General features: G+C 61.6%; 16 protein-coding genes. 11 read left to right on the forward strand and 5 right to left on the reverse strand.

Going from position 1 to position 18,174, the window contains the following annotated elements; genetic code table 11:
• Positions 1–169: 169 nt before the first annotated feature.
• Genes tauA through tauD form a run of 4 tightly spaced genes read left to right on the forward strand, consistent with a single transcriptional unit; the run spans position 170 to position 3,694 of the window.
• Positions 170–1,147 carry a taurine ABC transporter substrate-binding protein gene (tauA, locus tag AC07NR_RS15840; RefSeq protein WP_134825137.1) on the forward strand — a complete coding sequence of 326 codons (978 nt, stop codon included), beginning with the start codon at positions 170–172 and terminating at the stop codon, positions 1,145–1,147.
• Positions 1,148–1,163: 16 nt separating this feature from the next.
• A complete protein-coding gene (gene tauB / locus AC07NR_RS15845) occupies positions 1,164–1,958 on the forward strand; it encodes a taurine ABC transporter ATP-binding subunit (RefSeq protein ID WP_248738667.1) in 795 nt (264 codons plus the stop codon).
• Complete coding sequence (gene tauC / locus AC07NR_RS15850; RefSeq protein ID WP_495078913.1) at positions 1,955–2,794, forward strand: taurine ABC transporter permease TauC; 840 nt, start codon at positions 1,955–1,957, stop codon at positions 2,792–2,794. Before tauB ends, tauC begins: the two co-directional genes overlap by 4 nt.
• Positions 2,795–2,851: 57 nt before the next feature.
• Positions 2,852–3,694, forward strand: a complete 843-nt coding sequence (gene tauD / locus AC07NR_RS15855; RefSeq protein ID WP_493065890.1) for a taurine dioxygenase — start codon at positions 2,852–2,854, stop codon at positions 3,692–3,694.
• Positions 3,695–3,740: 46 nt separating this feature from the next.
• Here the strand turns inward: tauD and mgrA are convergent, their stop codons facing one another.
• Genes mgrA through AC07NR_RS15870 form a run of 3 tightly spaced genes read right to left on the reverse strand, consistent with a single transcriptional unit; the run spans position 3,741 to position 8,364 of the window.
• Complete coding sequence (gene mgrA / locus AC07NR_RS15860; RefSeq protein ID WP_248738669.1) at positions 3,741–4,778, reverse strand: L-glyceraldehyde 3-phosphate reductase; 1,038 nt, start codon at positions 4,776–4,778, stop codon at positions 3,741–3,743.
• 39 nt (positions 4,779–4,817) lie between these two features.
• Positions 4,818–6,137: an LLM class flavin-dependent oxidoreductase gene (locus AC07NR_RS15865; RefSeq protein ID WP_495078914.1), complete on the reverse strand. Its 1,320-nt coding sequence runs from the start codon at positions 6,135–6,137 to the stop codon at positions 4,818–4,820.
• Between the two features lies 1 nt (position 6,138).
• Positions 6,139–8,364 carry a TonB-dependent receptor gene (locus AC07NR_RS15870; RefSeq protein ID WP_495078915.1) on the reverse strand — a complete coding sequence of 742 codons (2,226 nt, stop codon included), beginning with the start codon at positions 8,362–8,364 and terminating at the stop codon, positions 6,139–6,141.
• Positions 8,365–8,570: 206 nt separating this feature from the next.
• Here AC07NR_RS15870 and AC07NR_RS15875 point away from each other — a divergent pair, with 206 nt between their 5' ends.
• Both AC07NR_RS15875 and AC07NR_RS15880 read left to right on the forward strand, forming a co-directional pair.
• Positions 8,571–9,608 carry a LacI family DNA-binding transcriptional regulator gene (locus AC07NR_RS15875; RefSeq protein ID WP_495078916.1) on the forward strand — a complete coding sequence of 346 codons (1,038 nt, stop codon included), beginning with the start codon at positions 8,571–8,573 and terminating at the stop codon, positions 9,606–9,608.
• 64 nt (positions 9,609–9,672) lie between these two features.
• Positions 9,673–9,933 carry a hypothetical protein gene (locus AC07NR_RS15880; protein ID WP_265812660.1) on the forward strand — a complete coding sequence of 87 codons (261 nt, stop codon included), beginning with the start codon at positions 9,673–9,675 and terminating at the stop codon, positions 9,931–9,933.
• A gap of 24 nt (positions 9,934–9,957) precedes the next feature.
• On the opposite strand, the gene betT is transcribed toward AC07NR_RS15880, so the two are convergent.
• Together betT and epsC are read right to left on the reverse strand one after the other, a co-directional pair.
• Positions 9,958–11,919 carry a choline transporter BetT gene (gene betT, locus AC07NR_RS15885; RefSeq protein WP_167443790.1) on the reverse strand — a complete coding sequence of 654 codons (1,962 nt, stop codon included), beginning with the start codon at positions 11,917–11,919 and terminating at the stop codon, positions 9,958–9,960.
• 288 nt (positions 11,920–12,207) lie between these two features.
• Positions 12,208–13,134, reverse strand: a complete 927-nt coding sequence (gene epsC / locus AC07NR_RS15890) for a serine O-acetyltransferase EpsC (protein ID WP_085733345.1) — start codon at positions 13,132–13,134, stop codon at positions 12,208–12,210.
• Between the two features lie 190 nt (positions 13,135–13,324).
• Between epsC and AC07NR_RS15895 the strand changes: the two genes are divergently transcribed.
• The 5 genes from AC07NR_RS15895 to AC07NR_RS15915 all read left to right on the forward strand — a co-directional run bounded on the left by AC07NR_RS15895 (position 13,325) and on the right by AC07NR_RS15915 (position 18,092).
• Entirely contained in the window at positions 13,325–14,329 is a 1,005-nt protein-coding gene (locus AC07NR_RS15895) for a D-cysteine desulfhydrase (RefSeq protein WP_495078917.1), read from the forward strand.
• 305 nt (positions 14,330–14,634) lie between these two features.
• Positions 14,635–15,435 carry a cystine ABC transporter substrate-binding protein gene (gene tcyJ, locus AC07NR_RS15900; protein ID WP_495078918.1) on the forward strand — a complete coding sequence of 267 codons (801 nt, stop codon included), beginning with the start codon at positions 14,635–14,637 and terminating at the stop codon, positions 15,433–15,435.
• Positions 15,435–16,100: a cystine ABC transporter permease gene (gene tcyL / locus AC07NR_RS15905; protein ID WP_114881003.1), complete on the forward strand. Its 666-nt coding sequence runs from the start codon at positions 15,435–15,437 to the stop codon at positions 16,098–16,100. Before tcyJ ends, tcyL begins: the two co-directional genes overlap by 1 nt.
• Before the next feature lie 4 nt (positions 16,101–16,104).
• A complete protein-coding gene (tcyN, locus tag AC07NR_RS15910) occupies positions 16,105–16,854 on the forward strand; it encodes an L-cystine ABC transporter ATP-binding protein TcyN (RefSeq protein ID WP_114881002.1) in 750 nt (249 codons plus the stop codon).
• Positions 16,855–17,327: 473 nt separating this feature from the next.
• A complete protein-coding gene (locus AC07NR_RS15915) occupies positions 17,328–18,092 on the forward strand; it encodes a hypothetical protein (protein ID WP_495078919.1) in 765 nt (254 codons plus the stop codon).
• Positions 18,093–18,174: the final 82 nt, after the last annotated feature.

Below are 18,174 nucleotides of genomic sequence, written 5' to 3' on the forward strand. Positions count from 1 at the left end.
ATCCGTGATCTTTGATCGTTCCCACGCAGAGCGTGGGAACGATCTGCTCTGCCTTCCCTTAGATTTTTCCGCTCATAAGCTAAGTCTAAAAAGTTATTTATTTTTAGTTTCTTAGATCATTTAGTCTCCTTTCACGCCGACGCTCGGTCGCCTGATATGGAGCTTTTCAATGAAACTGAATGTCCCGCTTCGCCTGCTGGCCGTGGCCTCTCTGGCTGCTGCGAGTTTCCTGGCCCAGGCCGCCGACCTCACCGTCGCCTACCAGACCACCGTTGACCCGGCGAAAGTCGCCCAGGCCGACGGCGCCTACGAGAAAGCCACCAAGGCCGACATCAGCTGGCGCAAGTTCGACAACGGCGCGGACGTCATCTCGGCCATCGCTTCCGGCGACGTGCAGATCGGCTACCTCGGTTCCAGCCCGCTGACCGCAGCCGTCACCCGCAAAGTCCCGGTGGAAACCTTCCTCATTGCCACCCAGATCGGCGCCGCCGAAGCGCTGGTCGCCCGTGACGGTTCCGGCATCAAGACGCCGCAGGATCTGGTCGGCAAGAAAATCGCCGTGCCGTTCGTGTCCACAGGTCACTACAGCCTGCTGGCCGCGCTGAAGCACTGGAACATCGACCCTTCGAAAGTCACTGTCCTCAATCTCGCCCCGCCGGCAATCATTGCCGCGTGGAAGCGCGGTGACATCGATGCCACCTACGTTTGGGATCCGGCGCTGGGTGTGGCCAAGGAAAACGGCAAAGTGCTGATCACTTCCGGCGAGCTGGCCAAGTTCGGCGCGCCGACCTTCGACGCCTGGATCGTGCGCAAAGACTTCGCCGAGAAGCATCCGGAAATCGTCACCGCGTTCGCCAAGGTCACCCTCGACGCCTACGCCGACTACCGCAAGGATCCGAAAGCCTGGCTGGCCAATCAGAGCAACGTCGACAAACTGGTGAAACTGTCCGGCGCCAAGGCCAGCGACATTCCATTGCTGCTGCAGGGCAACGTCTACCCGCTGGCGGCGGATCAGGTCAGTGACCTCGGCGCGCCGACCACCAAAGCCATCACCGACACCGCTGCGTTCCTCAAGGAGCAAGGCAAGGTCGAAGCGGTACTGCCGGACTACGCGCCGTACGTCACCCCCAAGTACATCACCAACTGATCGGGAGTTAACTGCGATGGCCTTGCTACAGCTGGAGCGCATCAGCGCACAGTATCCCGGCAGCCCGGAACCGGTGCTGGCGGATATCTCTCTGACTCTGGGGCCCCAGCAATTGCTGGTGGCTCTCGGCCCGTCCGGCAGTGGCAAGACTTCGCTGTTGAACCTGATTGCCGGTTTCGTCGAACCGAGCGCCGGGCGTATCACCCTCGACGGTGTGCCGGTCAAAGGCCCGAGCGCCGAGCGCGGCGTGGTATTCCAGGACGACGCCCTGCTGCCCTGGCAGGACGTGCTGGCCAACGTCGCCTTCGGCCTTGAGCTGGCAGGTGTGGCCAAGGACAAACGCGAACAGCGCGCCCGGGAAATGCTCGCGCTGGTCGATCTCTCCGGTTTTGAAAAGCGTCGCATCTGGCAACTTTCCGGCGGCCAGAAGCAACGTGTCGGCCTGGCCCGTGCTCTAGCCGCCGACCCGCGCGTTTTGCTGATGGACGAACCCTTCGGCGCCCTCGACGCCTTCACCCGCGAACAGATGCAGGAGCTGTTGCTGCAAGTCTGGCAACGCACCGCCAAACCGGTATTCCTGATTACCCACGACATTGAAGAGGCGGTGTTCCTCGCCACCGACCTGATTCTGCTGGCACCAAATCCGGGGCAGATCGTCGAGCGCCTGCACCTGGATTTCGGCAAGCGTTACGCCGCCGGCGAATCGGCGCGGGCGATCAAGTCCGATCCGCGCTTCATCGAAACCCGCGAACACGTGCTCGCCAAAGTGTTCTCGCAACGCAGCGCCGTTCAACGGCAGGAGCGCGCATGAGCAGTTACGACGTTTCCGCCGCCGCAGTGAAACCCGCCGCCACCTCGGTGGTGATTCCCGTGCGCCGCAGCCTCAGCACCCGCTGGATCAGCCTGCTGACCTTGTTCGCGTTGCTGGTGATCTGGTGGGCCGTGACCGCCACCGGTCTGATCGAACCGCTGTTCCTGCCACCGCCGTCCGCCGTGCTGCAAAAAGGCTGGTTGCTGGCGACCACGGGCTACATGGACTCGACGTTGTGGCAGCACCTGGGCGCGAGCCTGAGCCGCATCGGTCTGGGACTCGGCTTTGCGATTCTGACTGCCGTGCCGGTAGGCATTGCCATCGGCGCCAACCGCATCGCCCGTGGCGTGCTGGATCCGCTGATCGAGTTCTACCGCCCTATTCCGCCACTCGCCTATCTGCCGCTGATCGTGATCTGGTGCGGTATCGGCGAATTGTCGAAAGTGCTGCTGATCTACCTGGCGATTTTCGCCCCGATCGCGATTGCCACCGCCACCGGCGTGCGCACCGTGGACCCGGCCAAACTGCGCGCTGCGCAATCGCTGGGGGCGACTCGCGCACAACTGATTCGCCACGTGATTTTGCCTAGCGCCCTGCCGGACATTCTGACCGGTGTGCGCATCGGCCTCGGTGTCGGCTGGTCGACGCTGGTCGCTGCCGAATTGATCGCGGCCACCAGCGGCCTGGGCTTCATGGTGCAGTCGGCCGCGCAGTTCCTGGTCACCGATGTGGTGGTGCTGGGGATTCTGGTCATCGCCCTGATCGCCTTCGCCATGGAAATGGGCCTGCGTGCCCTGCAACGCAAACTGGTGCCGTGGCACGGCCAGACCCACTGATTTTTCAGCACTGACTACCCCGACAGTTTCGGGGCCCCGGAATTGAAGAGAACCACCATGAGCAGCCTGAACATCACCCCGTTAAGCTCGGCCCTCGGCGCACAGATCAGCGGCGTCGACATCAGCCAGCCGCTGAACCTGGAACAACGCGATGCCATCGAGCAGGCGCTGCTCAAATACCAGGTACTGTTCTTCCGCAATCAGCCGATCGAGCCGTCGCAACAGGCACGCTTCGCCCACTATTTCGGCGACCTGCACATTCACCCGATCTACCCGAACGTGCCTGAACAACCGGAAGTGCTGATCCTCGACACCGCCGTCACCGACGTGCGCGACAACGCGATCTGGCACACCGACGTGACCTTCCTGCCAACCCCGGCCATGGGCGCGGTGCTCAGCGCCAAGCTGTTGCCGGAGTTCGGTGGCGACACGTTGTGGGCCAGCGGGATTGCCGCGTATGAGGCGCTGTCGGCGCCGATGAAAGCGCTGCTCGAAGGGCTGACCGCGACTCACGACTTCACCCGCTCGTTTCCGCTGGAGCGTTACGGCAACACGCCGGAAGCACTGGCGCAGTGGGAAGAGGCACGGCGCAAGAATCCACCGCTGTCGCATCCGGTGATTCGTACGCATCCGGTGAGCGGGCGGCGTTCATTGTTCGTCAACGAAGGCTTCACGTCGAAGATCAATGAATTGTCGGAAACCGAGAGCGAAGCGGTGCTGAAGTTCCTGTTCGCCCACGCGACGCGGCCGGAATTCACCATTCGCTGGCGCTGGCAGAAGGACGACATCGCATTCTGGGACAACCGCGTAACGCAGCATTACGCGGTGGATGATTACCGTCCGGCGCGGCGGGTGATGCAGCGGGCGACGGTGTTGGGGGATGTGCCGTTTTTCCGCTGAACAACTGATCGTTCCCACGCTCTGCGTGGGAACGATCAGCTTGTAGTTATTCAGCCGTCGAAGGCTTCTCCCAAAGATTGATCCCGCCCTCCTGGGCAAACCGGTCAATCTCCGCCAACTCTTCCGCACTGAAATTCAAATTCTTCAACGCCCCGACGTTCTCGACAATCTGCTCCGGCCGGCTCGCGCCGATCAGCGCCGAGGTCACTCGCGGATCCCGCAGCGTCCACGCCAACGCCAGTTGCGCCAGGCTCTGCCCACGACGCTTGGCGATCTCGTTCAGCGCCCGCACATGAGCAATGTTCGCCTCGGACAAGTGCGAAGCCTGCAACGACCCACCGCCCGGACGATTGACCCGTGCATCCGCCGGCACGCCGTTGAGGTATTTGTCGGTCAGCAGACCCTGCGCCAGCGGGGTGAATGCAATCACGCCGGTGCCGAGTTCGTCGGTGGTGTCGAGCAGGTCCTTTTCCACCCAGCGGTTGAGCAGGTTGTAGGCCGGTTGGTGAATCAACAGCGGCACTTTCCACTCTTTGAGCAGCGCGGCGATTTCGCGGGTTTTTACCCCGGAGTACGACGAGATGCCGATGTACAGCGCCTTGCCTTGCTGCACCGCAGTGGCAAGGGCGCTGGCGGTTTCTTCCAGCGGGGTGTCCGGATCGAAGCGGTGCGAATAGAAGATATCTACATAGTCCAGCCCCAGGCGTTGCAGGCTCTGGTCGAGGCTGGCCAGCACGTATTTGCGCGAGCCACCGCCCTGGCCGTAAGGGCCGGGCCACATGTCCCAACCGGCCTTGCTGGAGATGATCAGTTCATCGCGGTACTGCTTGAAGTCTTCGCGCAGCAGGCGGCCGAAATTGGTCTCAGCGCTGCCGTAGGGCGGGCCGTAGTTGTTGGCCAGGTCGAAGTGGTTGATCCCCAGATCGAACGCCGTGCGCAGCAAGGCGCGCTGAGTGTCGATCGGCGTGCTGTCACCGAAGTTGTGCCACAGGCCCAGAGACAGCGCAGGCAACACCAGACCGCTGCGTCCGACGCGGCGGTAAGGGATGGAGTCATAGCGGTTTTCGGCAGCGGTGTAAGTCATCGAATCCTCTCTTGTCGGTCTTGAAATGGGTGTCGATTGCTACGCAAAGCGATTGTCAGGCCGGGCAAGGCCAAGGTTCTGGCGCAAGGTCCGGCCCTCGTATTCGGTTCTGAACAGTCCGCGCCGTTGCAGTTCCGGGACCACGCCATTGGCGAAGTCTTCGAGCCCGCCGGGCAGGTGCGGCACCAGCACGTTGAATCCGTCCGCCGCGCCTTGCTCGAACCATTCCTGCAAGCAGTCGGCAATCTGCGCCGGTGTGCCGACAACGCTGTAATGCCCGCGACCACCAGCGATTCGGCGGCCCAGTTCGGCCAGCGTCAGATGTTCGCGGCCGGCCAGTTCGGTCAGCAGTTTCTGTCGGCTTTGCTGGCCGCTTTCAGTCAGCGGCAAATCCGGCAGCGGCCCGTCCAGCGGGTACTTCGACAGGTCGAAGTTGCCCAGCATACGCCCAAGCAAGGCGACGCCAACCTCGGGTTCGACCAATTGCTGAAACGTTTCACATTTTTCCTGCGCTTCGGCTTCCGTCTGCCCGACCACAACGAATACGCCGGGCATGATTTTCAGCGAATCAGCACTGCGCTCGTACTTGGGCAAACGTCCCTTGAGGTCGGCGTAGAACGCCTGAGCGCTGGCCAGCGAGGTCTGCGCGGTGAACACCACTTCGGCCGACTGCGCCGCCAAATCACGTCCGGTTTCCGACGAGCCGGCCTGCACGATCACCGGCTGACCCTGTGGCGAACGCGCGACATTCAGCGGGCCCTTGACCCGGAAGTGCTTACCGACGTGATTTAGCACATGCAGTTTTTCCGGGTCGTAATAGGCGCCGCTGGCCTTGTCGCGGAGAAAGGCATCGTCCTGCCAACTGTCCCAGAGCCCGGTCACCACCTGATGAAATTCCCGGGCACGGCTGTAACGCTCGGCATGGCCGATGTGTTCATCGCGGCCAAAATTCTGCGCTTCGGCGGCGTTGTCCGAGGTCACCAGATTCCATCCCGCCCGGCCGCCCGACAGGTGATCGAGGGACGCGAATTTACGCGCCACGTGGTACGGCTCGTTGTAGCTGGTGGTGGCGGTGGCGATCAGGCCGATGTGCTCGGTCACTGCGCTCAACGCCGAGAGTAAGGTCAGCGGTTCGAAGTGATCCGAACGGGCCATGCGGCTGGCGATGTCGTGAGTCGGCGCGGCAACGCTGTCGGCGACAAACAACGTATCGAACTTCGCCGCCTCGGCAATCTGCGCCAGACGTTTGTAGTGGGCGAAATCCAGCCCGGCGTTGGCCGGTACGTCCGGATGACGCCACGCGGAGACATGGTGCCCGGTGCCCATGAGGAATGCGCCGAGTTTCAGCTGTCTGCTCATCTCAGAAATCCTTGCGCAGTTGCACGCCGAAGTAGCGCTCGTCGTCGCGAGGCACGGCGCGGTAGATGTAGTTGCCGCCGCTGGCGAGCAACGGCGAATACGACTTGTCGGTGAGGTTTTTGCCGAGCAACGCCACGCGCCAGCCGTTGGTGTAATCGGCCAGGGCGACGCTGGCGTTCCAGAGGCCGTAGGCGCCCTGTTTGGTGTCGGCGTTCTGGCTGATGTCGTACTGCACTTCGCTCTGCCAGCTGTAGTCGGTGCCGAGTTCGATATCCAGGCCGTTTTCCAGCGGAATGGTGTAGTCGGCACGCACGTAGCTTTTCCAGTCCGGGCTGAACGGCAGCGGCTTGCCGTTGACGTTGCACGACGCCGCCGCGCCCGCGGGGCAGGCGAATTCATCAATGCGGGCGCGGGTGTAGGCCAGTGCGCCGGAGAACTTCAGTTGCTGGGTCGCCTGCAGGGCGTAGTCGAGTTCCACGCCCTCGGTGCTGACGCTGCCGGCGTTGATCAGGCGCGTTACGACTTGTCCGGCGACGGTGTCGAAAAAGTTCGCCTGATAGTTGTCGTAGTCGCTGTGGAAAACCGCGAGGTTGGTGGTCAGGCGATTGTTCCAGGCCGAGGCTTTGATCCCTGCCTCCCAGGTGTTGGAGGTTTCCGGTTTCAGCGCTTCGGTATCGCGCGGCTGCATATTGAAGAACACGTTGTAGGCCGGGCCTTTGTAGCCGCGCGAGTAGGTCAGGTAAGTGGTGACGGTATCGCTCAGGTCGTACTGCAAACCGAGCCGACCGGACCAGCCGTCCTCGTCCACCGAACCGGAACTGCTGGTGGCCGGTTGAATGCCGCTGACGGTGGTGGCGGAAGTGGAGACGCGACGGTGATCGTATTCGAGATCGTCGTGGGTGTAGCGCAGGCCGGCGATGCCTCGGAAGTCCGAGGTGAAATTCAGCGTGCTTTCGCCGAACACCGCGTAGCTGTCGCTGGTGGTGCTGTAATCGGCGACGCCACGGTCAGTCCGCGTGATGGTGGTCAGCGTGCGCTGATAGGTCTCGTCGTCCTTGCCGTGCATGTAGAACAGGCCGCCGACATATTCGAGGAACTCGCCTTTCGGCGACGCCAGACGCAGCTCCTGCGAGTATTGGTCGAAGGCCAGGTCGCCCTTGTCCGCCGTGCCGGGGAACGCGGCCGTCACCGTGCCGAGGCGGTCGCCGTCCTGATACTGGGTGTTGTCCCAGCCGCGCCACGCGGTGATCGACGTCAGGGTGTAATCGCCCAGTTGCCAGTCGAGCTGGCCGGACAGGCCCTTGTTGGTGTCTTCGACGTGGGTGCGGGTGTCGGTGTTGATATCGCGGTTGTGACTGGTGGCGCTGACCGGGCTCAGTGCATTGGTGAACGCCGGGGTCAGCGACTTGGTGACGACGCCATTGGGGCCGTCATCATGGGACTGCATGTAGTCGGCGATCAGGGTGAAAGTGACGTCGTCGTTCGGGGTGAATTCCAGTTTGCCGCGCACGCCGCGATGGTTGTAGCCGTTGACCTCCTGACCATTGTGCTTGTTGTCGACATTACCGTCATAGCTGCCGAACAAGGTGCTGATCGAACCCTTGAGCGTGTCCGGAATCAGGCTGCCGCCGATGCCGAAACGGGTGCGGCTTTCGTTGCCGCTGTAGTACGACTGATCGATGTAACCGTGGGTCTCGGTGGTCGGCGCCTTACTGGTGATATTCAGCACGCCGGCCGAGGCGTTCTTGCCGAACAACGTGCCTTGCGGACCGCGCAAGACTTCGACGCGTTCCAGATCCAGCAGATCCAGAGTCGACTGACCGGGACGGGCGTAGACCACGCCATCGATCACCGTGGCCACCGTCGGCTCGACGCCCGGCGAGGTGGAAATCGTCCCCACGCCACGCACGAACAGCGAGGTGTCCTTGTTCGATGCGCCAGTGCGGAAATTCAGCGACGGCACTTGCTGGACGATGCTCGCCACGCTGTTGCGGTTGTCGCGCTCCAGTTGCTCGCCGTCGATCACCGACACCGCCACCGGGACCTTTTGCAGCGACTCTTCGCGGCGGGTGGCGGTGACCGTGACGGATTTGAGTGTCGGCTCCTGATCGCTGCTGTCGGCGGCGAACGCAGCGGGTAGCGGCAGCGCGGCCAGCCCGGTGAGTAGCCAGCCCGCAGCGCGGATCGATTGCGCCAGTTTGTGTATCGCCCCAGGAATGTTGTGCATGTTTGCCCGCTCGAAAAGTTGCCCTGAACCGCTGCCGTTCTGCGACGACAGCGCCTGTCTCGGTGTCTTGGGCATTCGCTCGAGCGAGTAGCAGACAATACGCTTTGTTAGCGCTAACATCGCCAGTATTGGCAAGCCCGGCATAGAGCGTCCAATACTGAAAAATTACTTTTATATGCGTTTTGGTTTTTAAGAAGGATCGAGCCTTGAGCGAAGAAAAGCCCCGCAAACGCCGTGGCGCCGGTCGCGTGACCCTCAACGCGGTGGCGCGCCAGGCCGGTGTTTCGGCAATCACCGTGTCGCGCTACTTCAACCAGCCGGAACAGGTCTCGCCCGAACGCCGCGAACGGATCGCGGCGGTGGTTGCCGAGCTGGGTTATGTACCGAATCTGGTGGCCGGCGGCCTCGCTTCGGCGCGGGGAAAAATCGTCGGCATGGTGATCCCGAACATCTCCGGGCCGATCTTCGCCAACACCATTCAGGGCTTCAGCGACACCCTCAGCCGCCACGGCTATCAGCTTCTTCTGGCATCGAGTTACTTCAGCACTGAGCAGGAGGAGAACGCCGTGCGGGCATTCCTCGGCTGGTCGCCGGCAGCGCTGGTAGTCACCAGCCACTTTCACAGCGTGGGCACGGAAAAGATGCTGGCCGAAGCGGATATTCCTGTGATCGAAACCTGGGATTACCAACCGGATCGCGAGCCGATGCAGATCGGCTTTTCGCACTTTGAAGTGGGAGTCAGCGCCGCCCGTTATCTGCACGGCAAAGGCTATCAGCGAATCGCCTTCGTGCAGAACAGCGCCCCCGGCGACTTCAGTGCGCTGGAGCGTCGCGACGGTTACGCCGCAACGGTTCGCGAGCTGGGCCTGGAACCGTGGGTATTCGCACCGGACGCCGATTGCGCCCCGTTCGAGGCCGGCAAGCAAGCGATGGAAGCGCTGATGAACGCCTCGCCGCGCCCCGACGCCATCTTCTTCGCCAACGACAACCTCGCCGCCGGCGGCCTGCTCGCCGGGCAACGCGCCGGCCTCAAGATCCCCGAAGACTGCGCCGTCCTCGGTTTCGGCGACTACCCGTTCGCCGAGATGCTGCTGCCGAGCCTGAGCACCATCAAACCGCCGGCGCTGGAGATCGGTGTATTGGCGGCGACGCGGGTGCTGGAAAGTCTGGGCGTGTTGCCGTGCGATGAGGTGCAGCGGTTGAATCTGCTGCAATGCACGGTCATTGAGCGGGAAAGCACCTGACGAGCACGGCGAGAGTTGAGTTGGCTATGCTCTAGGTAACACCGCACATCCCACAGGCGCGACCATGCACACCGCAATCATCATCTTCTTCGGCCTGATCCTGCTGGCGCTGATGCTCTACATCGGCGAGCGCATCGGCTTCAGTCGTCAGACCATGGCCTACGGTTTCGCGGCGTTGTGGCTGGCGTTGACGGTGATCAACGGCGCGGTCGGCGTGGTGCACGCCGGGCAGCCGCTGGGGTCGGAGATTGCGATTGGCAGCGCCGTGTTTGGCGTGCCGATCGCGGCATTGGTGTTGTTCATGGTGCTGAGCGCCGAGACCTGAAACCGTCCCGGCGCCCTGCTCCGATCAACGGACCAAGTGCAGGAACTGCATGTGCCGTTCGTACTGGTCGAGGATGTCGTTGATGATCTGCTCTTTGGTGTAACCGACCAGATCGTAGTCCTGACTGCCTTCGCTCAGATGCACTTCAGCGCGGTAGTAGCGACGGTTGTTGAGCTGCTTGGAGCCCATGCCGCCGCGGGCGAACGACGGCGTGAAGTAGCCGCGCATCTGCACTTGATAGATGAACGGATGCAGCTCGCCGTGTCCGATTTCCAGGCTGACGCTGTCGTGGGCCGGATCGGGTTGCGTAACGACGTTCAGACCCTTCTCGACGAATACCGCCGTTACTTCTTCGATGGCCGGTTTCACCGTGGTGTCCATGAAGCGGTACACCTCGTCCCGCGACGGGAAGTGCACGGCCTGACTCAGGCGCTGGCGCCAGCCACCCTTGCCACGTCGCGAACCGGAGACCGGCGCCAGCGAATGCAGTTGCGCAATCTGCTTCTGCGACTCCAGATAGAACGCCTTGTGCAGCCCCCACATCATCAGCAGCAGAATCAGCGAGAACGGCAGCGAGGTCAGCACCACCGCTGACTTCAGCGCATCGATGCTGCCGGAGAACAGCAGCGCACTGGTGATCAGCGCGGTCATCGCGCCCCAGAACACCCGCAGCCATTTCGGCCCGTCTTCATCCGGGTTGCCGCCCTTGGCCGACAGGGTCGAGAGCACTACGGTGCCGGAGTCGGCGGAGGTGACGAAGAACACGAAGCTGATGAACACCGTCACCGCGATGACAGTTTTGCTCCACGGGTAGGTTTCCAGCAGCAGGTAAAGGGTCATCGACGGGTTGTCGAGAGCCGACATGCCCAGTGCCGACATGCCGTGGTTGAGCACCTGATCGATGGCGCTGTTGCCGAAGATCGACATCCACGCCAGGGTGAAACCGAGCGGGATCAGCAGCACGCCGAAGACGAATTCGCGGATGGTCCGGCCACGGGAAATCCGTGCGATGAACAGGCCCACGAACGGCGACCATGCAATCCACCAGGCCCAGTAGAACACCGTCCAGCCACCGAGCCAGTCGCTCGGTTTGTCGTAGGCGTAGAGGTCGAAACTCTTCGTCGGCAACGCGCCAAGGTAATCGCCGAGATTCTGGATCAGGGTGTTGAGCAAATGCTGGGTGGGGCCGGCGAACAACACGAACAGCAGCAGCGCACAGGCCAGCAGCATGTTGATGTCGGACATGACCCGCACGCCCTTATCCACACCGGAGACGGCGACGATGATCGCTGCGCCCATCATCAGCGTGATCAAACCCACCTGAATCCACTGGGTGTGGGCGATGCCGAACAGGTAGTCCAGACCGGAATTGAGATGGAGCACGCCAAAGCCCATGTCCGCACCGAGGCCGAACACCGTGGCGATGATGCCGAAGCCATCCACCGCGTAGCCGATGGGGCCGTTGATGCGTTTGCCGATCAGCGGGTACAGCGCCGAGCGCAGGGCCAGCGGCAGGTTGTGTCGATACGCAAAATACGCCAGCGCCATGCCGACGAAGGCGAACACGCCCCAGCCGTGCAGGCCCCAGTGCAGAAACAGGATCTGCATCGCCTGACGCGCCGCCTCCGCCGTTCCGGCCTCGCCTTGTGGCGGCTGGAGCATGTGGGTCAGCGGTTCGGAGACACAGAAGAAAAACAGCGTGATGCTGATCCCGGCGGCGAACAGCATGCCGGCCCAGGACAGGTAACTGAATTCGGGTTCGTCGTGGTCGGCACCGAGTTTGATCTTGCCGTAGCCCGATAACGCGGTGACCACCACGAAGACCAGATACAGGGTCATCGCGAGCATGTAGTACCAGCCGACCGTATTGGCCGCCCAGTTTTGCGCTTCAAGCAGCCAGGCACCGGCCTGTTCCGGCATGGCGATAACGGTCAGGCCGAACAGCAGGATCACCGTTGCGGCGAACCAGAACACCGGCGGATTCATGCGTACCAGACCGCTGGCGGGGGTGGACGATGCACTCATGAACGGTGCACCTCAAGGGGTTGGAAAATGGCTGAAATGATCGGACTCAGCAAAGGCAAGCCTCCTGTTGTGAGCGGGCAGCGAGCTACCGGTTTAACTTGAATGAACGTTCAAGTTAAACATGGATAGCACGCTCAGGACTAATCGCAGGGCTCAGCGGTCGCTTTCGTACGCTGGCTCAGGGAGGGGTATGACGCCGTGGCGAGGGCGTTCGTTCCCACCTTGCGCGGGAACGAACGGACAGGAAAATTACTTCTGCGTCCCGTCATCATGCTGCAGATTGGCCTGGGTCAGGTTGCACCCCGCCGGCACGCTGCGAGTCAGCCACACGTTGCCGCCGATGGTCGAACCCTTGCCGATGGTGATCCGCCCGAGAATCGTCGCGCCGGCGTAAATCACCACATCGTCCTCGACGATCGGATGGCGTGGATGGCCCTTCTGCAACTGGCCGTCCTCGTCCGCCGGGAAGCGTTTGGCGCCCAAGGTCACTGCCTGGTAGATCCTGACGCGCTCGCCGATGATCGCGGTCTCGCCGATCACCACGCCGGTCCCGTGGTCGATGAAGAAACTGCGGCCGATCTGCGCGCCCGGGTGAATATCGATGCCGGTCGCCGAGTGGGCGATTTCCGAACTGATCCGCGCCAGCAGCGGCAGGCCTGCGCGATACAAATGGTGCGCGAGACGATGGTGGATCACCGCCAGAATCCCCGGATAGCACAGCAGCACTTCATCGACGCTGCGCGCCGCCGGGTCGCCGTGATAGGCGGCCAGCACATCGGTGTCGAGCAGACTGCGCAGGCCTGGCAGCGCCAAAGCGAAATCCTGAATGATCCTGATGGCCTGCGCCTCGACTTCGCTGTCATCCCGGGCGCTGTGGCGGGCGACGTAACGCAGTTCGAGTCGTGCCTGGGCCAGCAACGCATTCAACGCAACATCGAGGGTGTGCCCGACGTAAAAATCCTCGCTCTCTTCACGCAGATCCACCGGCCCCAGACGCATCGGGAACAACGCCCCGCACAAGGCTTCGAGAATCTGCGCCATCGCATCACGGGACGGCAGTTCGCGCCCGCCCTGCTCGCCGCTGGCGCGGCCATTTTGTGCACGCCACTGATCCCGCGCGGTACGCAGCTGGCTGACGATGGTCTGCAATTGCCAATGGCTGGAACGCTCGCTCACGGTAAAGACTCCTCACGGGCGGCCGGACTGTCTGGCCGCGTCAACGGCCACTACTTTACGGCAACGCCCCGGAGGCGAATTAAGAACCGATAGTGCTGGGCTAAGCACATTTGGCTATAAGCGAATGACGGTTGCCCCGGTAAATCGGCGTGCCTATAGTCCTGTGATCTTCCTCCGCCAGTACGGAACCATGTCCACACAACCGATCAAACAACAGCTGCAACGCTTTAACCGCCTCGACCTGCTCGGCCAACCGACCCCACTGGAAAAACTCGAACGCCTGTCCACCTGGCTCGGCCGCGATGTCTACATCAAGCGCGATGACCTGACGCCGCTGGCCATGGGCGGCAACAAGCTGCGCAAGCTCGAATACCTCGCCGCCGATGCCCTCGCCCAAGGCGCCGACACCCTGATCACCGCCGGCGCACTGCAATCGAACCATGTTCGCCAGACCGCTGCGCTGGCCGCGAAACTGGGCCTGGGCTGCGTGGCCCTGCTGGAAAATCCGCTGGGCACCGACGACAGCAACTACACCGGCAACGGCAACCGCCTGTTGCTGGATCTGTTCGACACCAAGGTCGAGCTGGTCGACAACCTCGACAACGCCGACGAACAACTGGCCGCCCTCGCCGTACGCCTGCGCAGCAACGGCAAGAAGCCGTATCTGGTGCCGATCGGCGGCTCCAACGCCATCGGCGCGCTGGGTTATGTACGGGCGGGCCTGGAACTGGCGCAGCAGATCGAGGACACCGGTCTGCAATTTTCCGCCGTGGTGCTCGCCTCGGGCAGCGCCGGCACGCACAGCGGTATGGCCTTGGCCTTGAGCGAAGTGCTGCCGCACTTGCCGGTGATCGGCGTGACGGTATCGCGCAGCGAAGAAGATCAGCGCCCGAAAGTTCAGGGTCTGGCCGAACGCACTGCCGATCTGTTGGGCGTGGCGTTGCCGGAGAATTTCAAGGTCGAGTTGTGGGACGAATACTTCGGCCCGCGTTATGGCGAGCCGAATGCCGGGACGCTGGCTGCGGTGAAGCTGCTGGCCAGCCAGGACGCCGTGCTGCTGGATCCGGTCTACACCGGCAAGGCGATGGCCGGGTTGCTCGACGGCATCGGGCGCGGGCGTTTCGACGACGGCCCGATCATCTTTCTGCACACCGGCGGCGCCCCGGCGCTGTTTGCCTACAAGGATTTTCTCTGATGCGCTCGTTCCCACGCTCGGCGTGGGAAGGCAGGCCGGGACGCTCCGCGTCCCTTTGCGTCCGTTGAAGCCCTCCCGCGCAGCGGGTGGGATCAACCGGAATACAAAAACACATATTCCACATATGAATAACAAATGGAAAATTCATTATTTTCCATTCTAAAAAAACAGTCTTATAGTCTCGCCGCAGGCGAATTTCGCGAGAGACGCATAAGCTGCTTTAAGGCAGGATAGCGCTGTCGTTCAACTCCCGGATTCGCCAACTTTCCTTAAGCGTCTTCCATAAGAAAACACAGGGGCTTGTCATGATTCTTTCCGCACTACGTCGAAATCTGCTGGTAGGTTCGCTGGGCCTGGCACTGAGCGCCGGTCTGATCAGCAGCGTCGTTGCCGGTGAGCAACTGCAACAGATCAAGGACAAAGGCGTTATCAACGTCGGCCTGGAAGGCACTTACCCACCGTTCAGCTTCGTCGATGCCGACGGCAAACTGTCCGGCTTCGAAGTCGAGCTGTCCGAAGCCCTGGCCAAGAAGCTGGGCGTGAAGGCCAAGATCCAGCCAACCAAGTGGGACGGCATCCTCGCCGCGCTGGAATCCAAGCGTCTGGACGTCGTGGTCAACCAGGTGACCATCTCCGACGAGCGCAAGAAGAAGTATGACTTCTCCGAGCCTTACACCATCTCCGGGATTCAGGCGCTGGTGCTGAAGGACAAGGAAGCTGCGCTGAACATCAAGACTGCCGCCGACCTGTCCGGCAAGAAAGTCGGCGTAGGCCTGGGCACCAACTACGAGCAGTGGGTTCGTGCCAACGTACCGGGTGCCGACGTGCGCACCTACGACGATGATCCGACCAAGTTCGCCGACCTGAACAACGGCCGTACCGACGCGATTCTGATCGACCGTCTGGCCGCCCTCGAGTACGCCAAGAAAGCACCGAAAACCGTAGCGGCCGGTCAGGCGTTCTCCCGTCAGGAATCCGGTATCGCCCTGCGCAAAGGCGAGCCTGAGCTGCTGGCGGCCGTGAACAAGGCCCTCGACGAGCTGCGTGCCGACGGGACCCTGGCCAAGATCTCGGAAAAGTACTTCCAAGCTGACGTCACTCAATAATGGAAGCAGCTTTCCAACTCGCACTGGACTCCGCGCCCTTTCTGCTCAAGGGCGCGTACTACACGGTAGTCCTCAGCCTCGGCGGCATGTTTTTCGGCCTGCTGCTGGGCTTTGGCCTGGCGCTGATGCGCCTGTCGCGTTTCAAATCGGTCAGCTGGCTGGCCCGCATCTACGTGTCGTTCTTTCGCGGCACGCCGTTGCTGGTGCAGCTGTTCGTGATCTATTACGGCCTGCCGCAACTGGGGCTGGAGCTCGACCCGCTGCCGGCAGCCCTGATCGGCTTTTCGCTGAACATGGCCGCCTATGCCTGTGAAATCCTGCGTGCCGCGATCGGCTCCATCGAACGTGGTCAGTGGGAAGCGGCTGCAAGCATCGGCATGACCCGCGCGCAGACCCTGCGCCGGGCCATCCTGCCGCAAGCCATGCGCACGGCGTTGCCGCCGCTGGGCAACAGCTTCATTTCACTGGTCAAGGACACCGCGCTGGCCGCCACCATCCAGGTGCCGGAGCTGTTCCGTCAGGCACAACTGATTACCGCCCGGACTTTCGAAGTCTTCACCATGTATCTTGCCGCCGCGCTGATCTACTGGATTCTGGCCACAGTGCTGTCGCACTTCCAGAACAAGCTGGAAGAGCGGGTCAATCGGCACGACCAGGAGTCCTGACCCCATGATTGTCGTGGAAAAACTGACCAAGCAGTTCAAGGGTCAAGTCGTGCTCAACGGCATCGATCTTGAAGTGAAGGAAGGCGAGGTCGTGGCCATCATCGGCCCCAGCGGCTCGGGCAAGACCACGTTCCTGCGCTGCCTGAACTTCCTCGAACAACCCACCAGCGGCCGGATCAAGGTCGGCGATATCGAGATCGATACCGGTCGTCCCCTGAACCAGCAGCAGAATCTGGTGCGCACCCTGCGCCAGCACGTAGGCTTCGTGTTCCAGAACTTCAACCTGTTCCCCCACCGCACCGCGCTGGAAAACGTCATCGAAGGCCCGATCGTGGTCAAGAAGACGCCTCGCGACGCAGCCATTGCCCTGGGCAAGAAGCTGCTGGCCAAGGTCGGCCTGGCGGGCAAGGAAGACGCCTACCCACGGCGCCTGTCCGGTGGCCAGCAACAGCGCGTGGCGATTGCCCGGGCGCTGGCGATGGAGCCGGAAGTGATCCTGTTCGACGAGCCTACATCGGCCCTCGACCCGGAACTGGTGGGCGAAGTACTGGCGACCATTCGCGGTCTGGCCGAAGAAAAACGCACCATGGTTATCGTGACCCACGAAATGGCGTTCGCCCGTGACGTGGCCAACCGCGTGGTGTTTTTCGATAAAGGCGTGATCGTCGAGCAAGGTGAAGCCAAGGCGCTGTTCGCCAATCCGAAAGAAGAACGCACCCGACAGTTTCTCAGCAAGTTTCGCAACAACGGCTGAGAACTCCGCCTGCACCCACACTCACTTCCATGGATGGAAGTAGTGTTTCCCCCGATATAAAAATCACTTTCAAAACATAAACTACCCACCCCTTGAAAAGGCAGTACATATATATGTCCTGCAACAACTTCCTGCGCATAAAATTCGCCGCACTCTGATTCCTTGCTTCAGCAGAACGAACAGTCAAACACGCTGAAAACCGCGAAAACCTGTAGCCTCTTTCCTTTCCCTACCTAGTCCGACTGCTACAACAACGTAGGAACCTTCTGATTAATCCGTAATTCACGGATTAACTAAACCACTCGCTTGACACCTCTTCCGACGAACTCTTATCTAGTCATCAACCGGCGCACGCTAGTTCAACAAGACACTTTCAAACCTGTACGCAACACCTAAGTTTTATTGCCGATTAATTCACGCCATTCGTTCTTTCAGATACGGACTTCGCTGCAAGGCTTCAAGGAGAGAAACCGATGACCTGCATTTCAAACATCCCGCTACTGCCACCACCAACCCTGGAGCAAACCCACGGGGCTGGAATCAACCTCATGGCGGCCGCCAACCTGTCGGTCGAAATCGGACCTTATGACCATATGGACAGCGGCGATCTGATCGAGCTGTTCTGGGATGACTGCTATGCCGCTTCCCGTGTGCTGACTGCCGGCGATATCGGAAGCACGGTCAGCCTCAGGGTGCCGGAGAGCTTCATCGTCAACGGTTCACCCTGCGTGCACTATCGGGTCATGCAGGTCGGGAGAAACCCGGCGCTGTCGGCCGGCGCCCGGTTCCAGGTGAAGCTCGACTGCCCGGGCGGGCAATTCGCAACAGGCAGCGCAGAGGAAAACCAGTATTTGCTGCCGGTCAGCCTTCCAGACGTCATCCGCCGGCGTGGGGTCAACCCGAGCCAGATCAAGCGCGGCGTCCCGCTGACCATCGAGCCTTACCTGAACATGGCCGAGGGTGACGAAATCACCCTGCGCTGGGGCGACGCACGAATGGATCTGCCCCCTGTCACGCAAGCCGATGTCGGCCAGGGAATCCAGGTCTGGGTGCCACCGGCAGTCATCGTCGAAGCGGGTGAAGACCTGCGGCTTGACGTGACCTATTGCATCATCGACCGGGTCGGCAACAACTCGCGCTGGGCGCCGCCCCGCACCCTGAAGATTGGCTGCGTGAATCCTTATCTGAAAGTGCCCTTGAGGCAAATACCCATGGCTGCGGAGCGCAAAGCCAAGTGAGCTTTCGATCGTCTATGCATATTCCTAAAAGTTAGTTTATTTAAATTTTATACGCGCTTAGGGTATATAAACCGGACCACCG

It is taken from the genome of Pseudomonas sp. GW821-FHT09C09 (assembly GCF_059418105.1).

Excerpts from the sequence above, each read along its gene's own strand:
- tcyN (WP_114881002.1), top strand. The coding sequence starts at position 16,105 with ATGATTGTCGTGGAAAAACTGACCAAGCAGTTCAAGGGTCAAGTCGTG.
- tcyJ (WP_495078918.1), top strand. The coding sequence starts at position 14,635 with ATGATTCTTTCCGCACTACGTCGAAATCTGCTGGTAGGTTCGCTGGGC.
- AC07NR_RS15880 (WP_265812660.1), top strand. The coding sequence starts at position 9,673 with ATGCACACCGCAATCATCATCTTCTTCGGCCTGATCCTGCTGGCGCTG.
- AC07NR_RS15915 (WP_495078919.1), top strand. The coding sequence starts at position 17,328 with ATGACCTGCATTTCAAACATCCCGCTACTGCCACCACCAACCCTGGAG.
- tauA (WP_134825137.1), top strand. The coding sequence starts at position 170 with ATGAAACTGAATGTCCCGCTTCGCCTGCTGGCCGTGGCCTCTCTGGCT.
- tcyL (WP_114881003.1), top strand. The coding sequence starts at position 15,435 with ATGGAAGCAGCTTTCCAACTCGCACTGGACTCCGCGCCCTTTCTGCTC.
- betT (WP_167443790.1), bottom strand. The coding sequence starts at position 11,919 with ATGAATCCGCCGGTGTTCTGGTTCGCCGCAACGGTGATCCTGCTGTTC.
- tauD (WP_493065890.1), top strand. The coding sequence starts at position 2,852 with ATGAGCAGCCTGAACATCACCCCGTTAAGCTCGGCCCTCGGCGCACAG.
- mgrA (WP_248738669.1), bottom strand. The coding sequence starts at position 4,778 with ATGACTTACACCGCTGCCGAAAACCGCTATGACTCCATCCCTTACCGC.
- AC07NR_RS15865 (WP_495078914.1), bottom strand. The coding sequence starts at position 6,137 with ATGAGCAGACAGCTGAAACTCGGCGCATTCCTCATGGGCACCGGGCAC.
- tauB (WP_248738667.1), top strand. The coding sequence starts at position 1,164 with ATGGCCTTGCTACAGCTGGAGCGCATCAGCGCACAGTATCCCGGCAGC.
- AC07NR_RS15895 (WP_495078917.1), top strand. The coding sequence starts at position 13,325 with ATGTCCACACAACCGATCAAACAACAGCTGCAACGCTTTAACCGCCTC.
- tauC (WP_495078913.1), top strand. The coding sequence starts at position 1,955 with ATGAGCAGTTACGACGTTTCCGCCGCCGCAGTGAAACCCGCCGCCACC.
- AC07NR_RS15870 (WP_495078915.1), bottom strand. The coding sequence starts at position 8,364 with ATGCACAACATTCCTGGGGCGATACACAAACTGGCGCAATCGATCCGC.